Raw genomic sequence first — 12,009 nt, forward strand, 5'->3', positions numbered from 1 at the left:
GTTTTCCCAAACGGCCAGCCCTTATGGTATAATCAAAATCGCTTCAACACTGTGCTTTTCTCTGGTACCTCATCTCTAAAGGTACTGGATCGCAGGTGGGAAGCCGGATATTGTACAGATAACGGTATTGCCCGAAGGGAGAGCGGAAGTCATCATTCGTTATTGGTTGACAGGCCTGCTTATATGTGTGATAGGCCTTACGATAGTTCAGCAATTCGACAAGCGCAATGCGCATTATACCGATCAGGTTGCTGTCCTCATGTATCATCATCTTCATGAAGAGGATACGAGCTCAAGCACGATCAAGCCCGAGCTGTTCAGGCAGCAGCTTGCATATTTGCAGAGCAAGGGACATCACTTCATTACCTTGGATCAATTCAAAAAGTTTCTCGGCGGTGCGGAGGTTCCAGATAATGCGGTACTGGTAACTTTTGACGATGGCTATGAGAGCTTTTATACAATGGGTGTTCCCATATTGAAGGAGCTGCAGATTCCGGCAGTCAATTTTATTATTACCGAAACGCTGGATCACCCGCAGGAGGATACTCCGCCAAAAATGTCGCGGGAGCAGATCACCGCCATGACCATCGGCTCCGATTTGATTGATGCCGAGTGCCATACGCATGCTTTTCATGGTAAACGCGAGGATGGAAAAGCTTATTTGGTTCAAGAGGCCGGTGAAACGGATCAACAATACATAGATAGAATGTTGGCGGATACCCGAACCTGCAAAGCAAATGTGGAGCAGGCTGATCCCCATCAGGTGGATACGATGGCGTACCCTTTTGGCATTTCTGATAAAAATACAGCCATAGCTGTCCAAGCAGCCGGTATCCGCTATGGCTTTACGATCCAGCCCTTGATGGCGACCCGAGGCGTAGATCCGTACCGGATACCGCGCATTAATGCGGGTGCTCCGCAGGTGTCTCCAGAGGGACTGGAAGCGATAATTGCTCAAAAGATTGTTGCCGTGCGGAAAACGTCTCGTTGAGGATGGGCCAAATTATGATTAGGCTTCCAGGTGTGTGATATGCACTTGGGGGCCTTTTCGTTTTAAATGCTGCCAGACAGTAACCGTAGAGAAAATAGAAGTAAGATGTCAACCTTTGGCTTAGGTCTGTGAGTGTGCGTATGTATAAATTATGATGATTCCATAGGTACGGTTATAATAGAAATATAATTCTTTGATCCCGAGGGAGCTGATATTATTGTCCAATGTATATGTGATTTCTGATCATCATTTTGGTCATGCGAATATTATAGACTTTGAATCAAGACCTTTTCGTGACGCCGATGAAATGACCGAAACGATGATTGAGAAGTGGAATGCGGTCGTAACCAAGGACGACAAGGTGATCCATCTGGGCGACTTTTCATTTTTGAACAAGGACAAGACAGCAAGTATCGTGTCAAGGCTTAGCGGTTACAAAACCTTGATCCTCGGAAATCATGATCGTGGTCGATCGAGAAGCTGGTGGTTGGATGCCGGTTTTGATGAGGTAAGTGAAAACCCAATTGTATACAATGGATTTTACTTCCTGTCTCATGAGCCGATGTATATGAACAAGCATATGCCTTATGTGAACGTTCATGGCCACATTCATGGACAGAAATATGAAGGAAAGCAGTATATTAATGTTTCAGTCGAGCTGTGGGACTACACGCCAATTTCGTTCGAACAAATCAAGGCGATGGTTGTTCCCAGTGAGGAGCAGTGAAGAGAAAAAGATGTTCAGGTTACAACAGCTTGAATCTCTCCAGATGCTGCCACAATTGCTCTTGTTGTAATATTGCGATTTGCCTCGGACCGATCAGATCATAGTGGGGATAGGGCTGGCGATGATGTATATAGTCCGGGTTCAATCCATTAGCTGTACACCAAGCCGCCAGCTTGCCCAGATCGGAGCAGCCTACTTTGGTGACAGTGTTCACATTTGGAAAGCGCGGATCGAACCAATAATGGGTGAGAAAAGCGATATCACCTTTTGCGACCGTAGCTTTCCATTGCTGAAGCTCAGCTCGTTTGATACCGAATGCCATGATGTAGGCTCCTTTACCTGGGAGTTCGGATAACCTTGCTCAGCTTGTTAGTTATAGGGCTGTAGTTATGAAGGTTCAAGTAGATCCTTATTATTTATCATAGCAGATTTCAGGTAGTCCCCCAAATCATATCGCGCTTGGAGATCCATCCGCATTCATTTTTCTTTGCCCCGTTTTTAATTAATCATGCATAATTTACTCCACTATAAACCAGAATAATATGGGTGCTATACCAAACCTATCCATTCTGAGGAGGAGATTCACATCCATAACATCGTCCAGCAAGCACGTCAATGCCAGCAAATCATTCAACAGCTGATTCAGCAAACGCAGCATTCGAATCAGACCTATCAAATTATGCTTCAGCAGGAGCAGCAAAACGCTCAACAGCTGGAGCAAATCGCCCAGCGTGAGCGTCAAGCGGTGCAGGTTATCCAAAATGCGCTGCAAACTCATCAGGTTGCGCTTCAGCGTATGCAGGAATGCGCTCAATTGTGTTCGCAGCTGGAGATGGCCGTGCAGGAGGCCACGAATGTTGCCTTTCAATCGCAGACCGGCAACCATCTGCAATCCTTTAACCGCAGCTTATATCAATAACCTGCAGGCAGCGCTATAAATAGTTGCAGATGACCACCGCTCTGTGAGCAGGTTCCGTTCACTACTTCCAATACCTCACGAAAAAGACTATGAGCTCCTGAACAAGGAACTTATAGTCTTTTTCCGTTTCATAGACTTGTTGAGCAGGCCCAGACTTCATGTCCAATCCAAGCTTCTACTCCAGCTCCAAAATCATGCCGGTTCGGGCCATAGTCACACTCGCGGGAAGGCCATACTGCTCAAGAACGTCAACACCATGCGACATATGGGTAAATATCGTATGCTCAGGCTTCGTTTCTTGCAGCAGCTCAAGGGCTTCGGTCATATCGTAGACAGAGCGCGTCTCGATCGCAGATTCTTCCTTATAGAAATTAGTACCGATAATTAATAGCTGTAAGCCAAATAGGGGAGCTTTTTCCTCTTCATTCAGATTAATTGCATCTGAACAGTAGGCAAAGTGGTACGGCTGATCCGTGTGCTTGTCAAAGCGATAAGCATAAGAGAAGCCATTCTTGCCATGGCATACCTTCCAAGGACGAACAACCCACTCACCCCATACCAGGCTGCCGCTGCAATCGTGGTAGTCAAGCTGGTTTTCCAGCCAGGGAAACATCGTGCGAAGCTGGGCCAGCACATCGGCTGGCGCATACACATGACCCTTCATATGGCTGTAACGACAAGCATCCGCCCATTCGGGAAGTCCGGCTATATGGTCAAAATGCGCATGAGTAATGAGCACATGCTCAAGACTCCTGAGTCCGTAATGCTCCATTTGGGTGCGCCACTCGGGACCGCAATCAATCAATAGCGTGCCAACGGACGTATGCAGCAGAGCGGATGAACGGAATCGCCGATTAGCGCCGCTCGTTCTGGCCTCGGTGCATACCCCGCAGGAGCAATATACTCTGGGAACACCCATTGAATCGCCTGTCCCCCATAAGGTCAAGGTATCTTTCACTGTTTCCACATTCTTTCCAGCTGATGATTTAAGTAAAATAAATATAAACTACTTGGTGGGATTTGTACACTCGGAGAAACCGTTCGGGGAATGTAAAAAAACCGGCCGCAGGGACCGGTCATACGCATTTTTTATAACATAAGCGTACGATGTCAAATTAATATTTCAGACATTTGGGTAACTCAAACACACCTAACCACCATTCAGTCATAGGATCAAGTAAAAAGTCTTGCTTTATAAATATAGCCGCCTGTATAATCGTTCCAACAAACGTGGATTCATCATATTGATCCAAGGAGAACCGATATGAACTGGATAAAAAAAAGCTTGTTTGCGAAATTATTAACGGGAATGCTGGTTGCGTCAGTTATTCCCTTCTTTCTATCCAATGTGATCGCTTATCAGACGAATAGCAATTCCGTGAAACGGCAAATCATTGAGTTGAACAAGCACTCGATGAAGATCCGCATGGACGGGCTCAAAAGGTATTTTGTTGAACTATCAGATTTGGCCGTATCCTTTTATAAAGACGAGGATTTAATGAAATATTTGCAAAGCTCGGAAATCACACCGTACGAAGCCTTATATTTTTCGCAACAGATGCAAAAAATTTACGCAAGCCATCTTGAATTGAAGGCCGTTGATTTCATGAGCGCTTTATCCGGTCAGCGTTATATGATTAATAGTAACGGGCAAAGCATCCAATCCTCAGACCCCAAGCTGATCAAAGCACAGGCTAATGAATGGGACATTACCAAAGAATTTCAGGTTTCTCATATGGGTAAAGATCGAGTTTTGTCGATGAATAAGCTGCTAATCGATTATCCCGACTCAAGGGTATTAGGCTTGACTTCTCTCTATATTGGTCCCAAAGAAATCGCAGGAATCGTCAGCGGAATCTCCAATCCTGAAGAAGAGAGCTCGGAGTTTTTCCTCATTCATCAAAAGCCTCAATTGGCATTCACTTCCGATTCCGATCTGAATCAGGCTGGAGACGATAAAATTACCGCTATGGTGGCAAGCATTCGTGATCAGAATGGGTTCATCAGCGGAGAATGGAACGGAGCCCAAGGTGTTTTTATATATGCAACAGATCAATTCAGGAAATTACCCCTTACCATAGTAAGGTTTGTACCCGATTCAACCATTAATAAGGCAGCTAATCAGACGTTGAGCCAATCGTTGATCGTTCAATCCATTGGTATTGTATTTATCATTGTATTGGTGACATTGATGTCCTACTATATGATCCTGCGGATTAAGAGAATGATAAGAAACATGGCCAAGGTCCAGACCGGGAATTTCAAGGTGGATAAGAAGACGGGGGTAGCGGATGAGTTGGGAGTTTTGGAAGAGCGCTTTCAAAATATGGTTCGGCAGCTGGATATATTGATTAACGAAGAATACCGGAACCGATTGGAGCTATCAACTGCCCGGCTAAAAATGCTGCAGTCGCAAATTAATCCGCATTTTCTTTACAACACCCTCCAATCTATTGGAACCTTGGCACTCAGTCATGGCGTCAGGGAAATCCACGATAAAATTGCTGAGCTGGGAGATATTTTTCGTTACAGTATGGACCTTAAGACGGAGGTGGTAACTTTGCAGACCGAGCTTAGGCATATTGAAAATTATTTGTCGCTTCAAGGGGGGAGATTTGCGAGCAAGCTGTCCTATACAATTTCATGCCCGCCACAGCTGATGAACATTCAGGTACCGAAAATGATTCTTCAGCCATTGGTTGAGAACAGTATCGTGCACGGCATGGAAAAAGGTCGAGGAAACGGAACCGTGCACATTTGCATTGAGTCCGGTGCCGCTATTGAAATCCGAATCATAGATAACGGCAAAGGTCTTGAACCTAAGATGATCGAGCAGCTGGAGCAGAGCTATGCGGATTATCAGTTTAATTCCGATACAAGGATAGGGCTTCTTAACGTTTTGCATCGGCTGCAGCTTTATTACGGACCGGAATTTCATTGGAGGATTCGAAGTGTACCTTACGAAGCTACCGTCGTGTCCTTTACGATTCCTTATCAAACTGCAGAGGGGAGGACTGAATCATGAAAGTAGTGATAGCCGATGATGAAGAGCATGTCCGTAAAGGAATTGATCTTGCTGTGGATTGGGTACAATTCGGCATAACCGAACGATTCATGGCCGATAACGGTATTCAGGCGATGGAGCTGGTCAGGAAGCATCATCCTGTCATTTTATTTTGCGATATGAGTATGCCGCAGATGGATGGGATTCAATTACTGCAGTCGCTCCGGGATGAAGGGTGGGATACCCAGGTTATCGTCGTTAGCGGCTATGCCGACTATAGCTTTACAAGAGCAGCGCTGTTAGCAAACGGGGTCGATTATATCCTGAAGCCGTTCAAGACCAAGGATTTGGAAGAAGCTGTTTATCGCGCCGTAACGGCCAGTCAAGCCATCCATAACAAATCGATAGAGGAGCTTGAAAAGCGTCACCGCCTTCGCCTTGCCGATTCACTTCTCGATGAGCAGAAGTTGGTCGAATTTCTGAAAGGGAACGTTGTGCTGCAGGACGAAACCCTTCGTAATTTGTTTCATAAAATCGGGCTCCCCGCTCACAATCTGAGTATTTCTTTTATGCTGCCGCGAAATAAAACGAGGCTGATCGATGGAAGATTTGTAGGGGATATCGGATTATTTCAATTCGCTGTCAATAATATTGCGCAAGAAATTCTAAAATCTCATGTGGTGCATTACTTATGCAGGCTGGATGAATACCAATGGGTCCTGATCATGTCATCTACACATTCAGATAATATGAAGAGCGAATATAACTGGTATCTCAAGAATTTAGAGCAGGCATGGCGGGAGACGTTAGGCTTGGAAGTGCTGCAAGGAACCTTTATATCGGTAGCGGATCCTACACAGTTGCTTCCTGCAGTCGCCGAGGCACGAGCCTCCTTATTGAAAAGCGAGCTATTGAAGGGCTCGGCCAATCCTACCCACGAATTGCCCCGATGGGCGGATCGGGAAATCTTGCTGATGAACGCTATCCAGAGAGGTCATCATGCCGGTTTGACGGATATTATAGGAGCTTTTGTTCAAGCGCTGCATGCCTGTGGTTCCTTGCGTCTGGAACAACTTCAAGTGTACACGATGGAAGCCAACCTGCTGGTGAAACGTATCGCAGGCTCTAGTCAAACGAACAAAGATCGAATAGATGGTTTACTTTCTTTATGGATTAGTGACTTGGATGAATGGCAGGCTCAGCTTGAGCAGCGCTGCTGGGAAATCGCCGAGTATGGAAACGATCAATCGTTATCTTTTGGAATTGAAGGGGTTTATCAGTACATCCATAAGCATTATCAGGAGCAGATTTCGTTGTCTACGCTGGCAGAGGCCTTTCATTTCAGTCCACAGCATTTGACCAGAAAATTTAAAGAACAATACCATACCACCATCATGTCCTGCTTAACCAGCCTTCGTATGGAAAAGGCGATATCGCTGTTGATCCATTCAGATACTCCGATTGCGGAAGTAGCTAATTCACTCGGCTATGAGGATGAGAATTATTTCAGCAAAGTTTTTAAGAAACAGACCGGATTATCTCCAATCCAATTCCGTAAACACAATAGAGACAGGTAAACCTGAAAAAGTTCAAATATTCCTTTTTTACAAGCCGATCCTCCTTGTTGGGTACGGTCATTCTTATCTTATAATAGGACTGTAGCAGCGATAAAATAGGGGGTTAGGAAATGGGGAAAAAGTGGTCTTGCTCCATGCTGTCGGTCTTAATGGCCGTTACGGTAGCTCTGGTCGGTTGTGCTAATCAGGTACCGGGCAATGGGGGAACGAAGGAAAATTCGGCAGCAGGAGAATCAGGCAATAAAGCGAAGCCGACGAAAAATGTTACGCTGAAAGCAATCGGATTAACGCCGCAGCATGCCGAAAATGTTAAAGCGATCGTTAGTGATTATGAAGCTGAGCATCCGGGAGTGAAGGTGGATTTTCAAATTCCTCCGGATAAAGCAAGCACTTTGTTAAAGACGCGCTTTGCTGCTGGTGACGCGCCGGATATCTTTTACTTGGGCGCTTCCGAAATTCCCGCTTGGGCAGATAAACTCGCAGATTTGTCGAAAGAGCCGTGGATGGCGCACGCACTGAAGCCGAGCCTTGCCCCAATGACGATTAACGGTAAGCAATTGGGTTTTCCGATGCAGGTTGAAGGGCATGGCTTTGTATACAACAAGGATTTATTTGCAAAGGCGGGAATCACTAAAGTCCCGACAACCTTGACGGAGCTGAAGCAGACAGCTGATAAACTGAAAGCAGCCAACATTCAATCCTTCGGGGAAGCATGGAGCAACTGGGGTTTTCTCATGCACCTGCTCGGCATTCCCTTTGCTTACGAGAAAGATCAAGCCGGATTGATCGATCAGATCAACAAGGGCACGAAGCAAATCAAAAATGTGACGAATATCGATAATTTTTTTACGGTTTTGGATCTGACTGATGATTACGGCTTGGGTAAGCAATCGGTAGGCTATGACTTTAATCAGCAGCAAAAGGATTTCGCCGACGGGAAAATGGCTATGATCAAGCAGGGAACCTGGTACACGGGGCCTCTTCTGAAACTAAATCCGAAGCTGAACATGGGGATGTTCGCCGTACCGCTTAATGACAACGCTGAAGAAACCAAGATGCAAGTTGCCACAACGGCATATTTCGTTCTCCACAAAGACTCAGCGAATCTGGAAGAAAGCAAGGAGTTTCTGACCTGGCTTCATAAAAACGGACAAAAATATATTGTAGAAAAAATGAATTTGGCTCCTGTGTTTGATGATGTAAATGGAAAAAACTTAGGACCTTTACACGAAGACATGAACAGCTACGTGAAAGCGGGTAAAACCTATGATAATTATGGCACCGGACTGTGGCCAGCCGGCTTCAATACGGATATTGCCAAGCCTTTGCAAGCCTATATCGCAGGCGTAGCGAATAAGGAAGAGACTTTGAAGCAGCTGCAGGATCTCTGGATTCAGCATATGAAAAAATAGCTTTTCAAAGTGGGGCTTGGTACTTGTCATAACCAGGCCCTTCTCATTGGCACACGTCGCTATCATAAGGCTTGGAAGGAGTTCATCATGGGTAAGAATGTCATTCAGCGAAGGCTGGTATATGTCGCATTTGTCGGTCCGATGCTTGTGTTGTTTTTCATGTTTATCTTCATCCCGTTTATCCGCTCAATTCTGTACTCTTTTCAGGATTGGGATGGAATCAGGAGTGAAATCCATTGGGTAGGATGGAAAAACTATATAGGCTTGTTTAAAGACTCGAACTTTGCCAGAACCATCACCTTCACCTTGAAATATGTGGCTGCTACGGTTATTGCGTATAATGTACTCGGGTTATTGTTGGCAGTCGCCTTAAATACCGGATTGAAAATGAGAAATTTTCTGCGAACCGCATTCTTTTTACCGACGGTCATGGGGCTCGTTGTGGTGGGCTTCCTATGGAATTTTATTATTAAACATATGTTCCCGCAGCTGGGTCAATTCATGGGGATCGACTTACTGAAGGATAACTGGCTCTCCTTGCCGAGTCATTCTTTCTGGGCCATCATCATTGTTACGGTATGGCATGGTCTGGGCTATTATATGATTATTTATTTGGCAGGGCTTCAAGGTGTGTCCAGCGACCTGAAGGAAGCCGCGGAAATAGATGGAGCCGGCAAGCTTACGCTTTTTTGGAGCATCATTCTTCCATTGATCCGGCCCTCGATTACGATCTGTGTGTTTCTTTCTATTGTTCACGGATTCAAATCGTTCGATCTCAACTATTCACTTACGATGGGCGGACCTTACGGAACGACAGAGTCCATCTCCTATCAGATTTATCAAGATGCCTTTAGCAGCGATTTGTTCTCCTACGCTTCTGCTAAAGCGGTCATATTTTTTCTAATACTGGCTTTGTTCTCGGTTACCCAGGTAGCGCTCATGAAAAGAAAAGAGGTGGAGGCGTGAGGAAAACGCGATATGGAGTCGGGTTATTGATGCTTGAATTGCTGCTGATCCTGTCTGCGGTTCTCATGCTGTATCCTTTCTATTTAACATTTCTCAACAGTTTTAAAACGTATCTCGAAGTTTCGCAATCTTTAATTGCACTTCCCGGCTCGTGGACTCTGGACAACTTCTCCAAGGTATGGGTTTCGATGAACTATCCCCGTGCCTTGCTTAATTCCATCGTTGTCACCGTTTGTTCGGTAGGGGGCGTATTGCTGGTAAGCTCTGCCGCAGCTTATCGACTCGTCAGAAGCCCGGGCAAAGTCAGCCAGCTTATATTTTTCCTCGTATTATCCTCGATGGTCATTCCGTTTCAAATTGTTATGATACCCGCACTAAAGGTAGCCAAGGATTTATACTTAATCAATTCGGTTTATGGTCTGGTTATCATGTATTGGGGCTTTTTGGTTCCTATGGCTTTGTTCCTGTACCATGGTTTTGTCAAAACGATTCCCATTGAATTGGAGGAGGCCGCGTTTATAGATGGCTGTGGTCCATTTAAAATGTTCTATAAGGTCGTTATGCCTTTATTGATGCCTATTACGACAACAATCGCCATCATCAATGTACTTGGGGTGTTTAATGACTTCATGCTGCCCTTGGTCATGATCAGTTCCGATAAGTTCCGGACGCTTCCTTTAGCTGTCAGTATATTTTTCGGTGATTATGGCAACGAGTGGAATTCCATTATGGCTGCGCTCACCATTTCGATGTTTCCGATAATCGTATTTTTCTTGTTCATGCAGCGATTTATCATTCAAGGTTTGGTTGCCGGGGCAGTTAAAGGTTAGCCTTATGTGAGATATATATCAGCGTTGTGTGGTATGATAAAGCTATACTGATGATGCGGGTGACAACTTGACGATTTTACTTATGGTCCTCATGGTAGCGGCTATTGCGCTGTTCATAACCAAAGCTCGAAACCCTTCTGCATACTGGATGGGTTTTGTTCTGTTTGGGTGGTTCCTGAGTATAGCCGGTCTTATTTTGTTTATAGCCAAATACGGCGGCTTCTATTATAAGGTAAACATTGTCTTGTTTTTCAATGATGACATTCGCAATCTGCTGCTGAACTCGCCAATCAAAATTGAAGGCATCAGCCGCATGATTACGGTAGGAAGATCGATGTTTATTTTCAGTCTCATCGGGTTATCCCTGTCGCTGTTATCTTCTAGGACGATTTGGAAGCAGTGGCATATCTACGCGCTGAGCTTGCTTTTGGCGCTTGCCAACATTATTTTTTATGATCCGGTTATATACAAAGAGGCACTTACGGTCATGGAACGCCATTATACGTATATGGTTGGTTGGCTGACACGGGGTTGGATCGTCATCTCTGCTCTTATGGCGGTTTCCATCATGATCTGGAGCTACCGGAAAATAACAATACCCTGGGTGAAGCAGCAGAGCAGATTCATTATATTGGGCGTATGCTCGTTGGTTCTCTTTTATTTTTTCCTCGGTTTTATGGGACCTCTGCAAGTATTTGATGTACGGACGTTCTACGTCCTGTATTCGGATTTCTCGAATTTCAATCCACCGCTGACTCTCATCCAGTGGTACTTGAGCATCGTGTTTACGGGGGTGCTGTCACTCATTAGTATTGTGTCGATATGGAAATATGCGGAGATCGAAAACAAGATGGGTAAAAACGACCTGCACCTGCAAAGAAAGCTGAAAACGGCTAATATGGGTGCCCAGGTATTCACACATGCGATTAAAAATCAGCTGATTATGATACAATTGCTCATCACACAGGCAACAGATCAGCTCAACAAGCAAGAAACACCTGGCTCTGCCGAGGCGATGATCCCTTTGGAAAAAGCGGCACATATCGCTGATCACACGCTCGGACGGCTGGACCAGTTATATAAATCTTCGAAAAGCAATCATCTTCAATTAAAACCATATGCTGTCCACAAGCTTATCGATCACACGCTCGACCGCACGACGGTGCCGGAGTCTATCGCGATTGAGGTTGAAGTGCCAAGCGAAGAAACTTTTATATTAATCGATGTGTATCACATGTCCGAAGCGATCCACAATTTGCTGGTAAATGCCATCGAAGCGATTGGAGACGATCCTGAAGGTCGAATCCGTCTGATCAGCTATGTGGAGGAAAACTGGGTCATAATTAAAGTAACCGACAACGGCCCCGGCATTGCAAAAGAGCTGCAGGAAGGCGTGTTTGACCCCTTTTATACGAGCAAGAACACGACTAGAAACTGGGGGGTGGGGTTATCATATGTTAAACATGTCGTGCTGGGCCACTACGGCCATATTCATCTGGACAGCAAGGGAAATACCGGATGCACCTTCCAGGTCATCATTCCGCTATACTTATTAAAACCGTCAGCAAAGGAGGGATGAGGGC

11 protein-coding genes are annotated in these 12,009 nt (G+C 45.3%); 9 read left to right on the plus strand and 2 right to left on the minus strand.

Annotated elements, in window-relative coordinates; all coding sequences use genetic code 11:
• Positions 1-127: 127 nt before the first annotated feature.
• Both NST47_RS04505 and NST47_RS04510 read left to right on the plus strand, forming a co-directional pair.
• Positions 128-991, plus strand: coding sequence for a polysaccharide deacetylase family protein (locus NST47_RS04505; RefSeq protein WP_341154062.1), 864 nt, complete (start codon positions 128-130; stop codon positions 989-991).
• Positions 992-1,208: 217 nt separating this feature from the next.
• Complete coding sequence (locus NST47_RS04510; RefSeq protein WP_341154063.1) at positions 1,209-1,718, plus strand: phosphoesterase; 510 nt, start codon at positions 1,209-1,211, stop codon at positions 1,716-1,718.
• A 19-nt stretch (positions 1,719-1,737) separates the two neighbouring features.
• On the opposite strand, the gene NST47_RS04515 is transcribed toward NST47_RS04510, so the two are convergent.
• Positions 1,738-2,040, minus strand: coding sequence for a hypothetical protein (locus tag NST47_RS04515; protein WP_341154064.1), 303 nt, complete (start codon positions 2,038-2,040; stop codon positions 1,738-1,740).
• A gap of 357 nt (positions 2,041-2,397) precedes the next feature.
• Between NST47_RS04515 and NST47_RS04520 the strand changes: the two genes are divergently transcribed.
• Entirely contained in the window at positions 2,398-2,637 is a 240-nt protein-coding gene (locus NST47_RS04520; protein WP_338044673.1) for a hypothetical protein, read from the plus strand.
• A 175-nt stretch (positions 2,638-2,812) separates the two neighbouring features.
• Here the strand turns inward: NST47_RS04520 and NST47_RS04525 are convergent, their stop codons facing one another.
• Positions 2,813-3,604, minus strand: a complete 792-nt coding sequence (locus NST47_RS04525) for an MBL fold metallo-hydrolase (protein ID WP_341154065.1) — start codon at positions 3,602-3,604, stop codon at positions 2,813-2,815.
• A 297-nt stretch (positions 3,605-3,901) separates the two neighbouring features.
• Between NST47_RS04525 and NST47_RS04530 the strand changes: the two genes are divergently transcribed.
• From NST47_RS04530 to NST47_RS04555, 6 genes are all read left to right on the plus strand, one after another.
• Positions 3,902-5,662 (plus strand): sensor histidine kinase, encoded by a 1,761-nt coding sequence (locus NST47_RS04530; protein ID WP_341154066.1) that lies wholly within the window; start codon positions 3,902-3,904, stop codon positions 5,660-5,662.
• Positions 5,659-7,218, plus strand: a complete 1,560-nt coding sequence (locus tag NST47_RS04535; protein ID WP_341154067.1) for a response regulator transcription factor — start codon at positions 5,659-5,661, stop codon at positions 7,216-7,218. Before NST47_RS04530 ends, NST47_RS04535 begins: the two co-directional genes overlap by 4 nt.
• Before the next feature lie 110 nt (positions 7,219-7,328).
• Positions 7,329-8,630, plus strand: coding sequence for an ABC transporter substrate-binding protein (locus tag NST47_RS04540; RefSeq protein ID WP_341154068.1), 1,302 nt, complete (start codon positions 7,329-7,331; stop codon positions 8,628-8,630).
• A gap of 87 nt (positions 8,631-8,717) precedes the next feature.
• Positions 8,718-9,596: a carbohydrate ABC transporter permease gene (locus tag NST47_RS04545; protein WP_341154069.1), complete on the plus strand. Its 879-nt coding sequence runs from the start codon at positions 8,718-8,720 to the stop codon at positions 9,594-9,596.
• Entirely contained in the window at positions 9,593-10,426 is an 834-nt protein-coding gene (locus NST47_RS04550) for a carbohydrate ABC transporter permease (RefSeq protein WP_341154070.1), read from the plus strand. Before NST47_RS04545 ends, NST47_RS04550 begins: the two co-directional genes overlap by 4 nt.
• 91 nt (positions 10,427-10,517) lie before the next feature.
• A complete protein-coding gene (locus NST47_RS04555) occupies positions 10,518-12,005 on the plus strand; it encodes a HAMP domain-containing sensor histidine kinase (protein ID WP_341154071.1) in 1,488 nt (495 codons plus the stop codon).
• Positions 12,006-12,009 lie beyond the last annotated feature (4 nt).

The organism is Paenibacillus sp. FSL H8-0034 (assembly GCF_038000305.1).
Lineage (GTDB): Bacteria > Bacillota > Bacilli > Paenibacillales > NBRC-103111 > Paenibacillus_S.

Bases quoted from the DNA above. Each gene is read 5' to 3' on its own strand.
- NST47_RS04530 (WP_341154066.1), top strand. From the start codon at position 3,902: ATGAACTGGATAAAAAAAAGCTTGTTTGCGAAATTATTAACGGGAATG.
- NST47_RS04515 (WP_341154064.1), bottom strand. From the start codon at position 2,040: ATGGCATTCGGTATCAAACGAGCTGAGCTTCAGCAATGGAAAGCTACG.
- NST47_RS04520 (WP_338044673.1), top strand. From the start codon at position 2,398: ATGCTTCAGCAGGAGCAGCAAAACGCTCAACAGCTGGAGCAAATCGCC.
- NST47_RS04555 (WP_341154071.1), top strand. From the start codon at position 10,518: ATGGTAGCGGCTATTGCGCTGTTCATAACCAAAGCTCGAAACCCTTCT.
- NST47_RS04545 (WP_341154069.1), top strand. From the start codon at position 8,718: ATGGGTAAGAATGTCATTCAGCGAAGGCTGGTATATGTCGCATTTGTC.
- NST47_RS04540 (WP_341154068.1), top strand. From the start codon at position 7,329: ATGGGGAAAAAGTGGTCTTGCTCCATGCTGTCGGTCTTAATGGCCGTT.
- NST47_RS04535 (WP_341154067.1), top strand. From the start codon at position 5,659: ATGAAAGTAGTGATAGCCGATGATGAAGAGCATGTCCGTAAAGGAATT.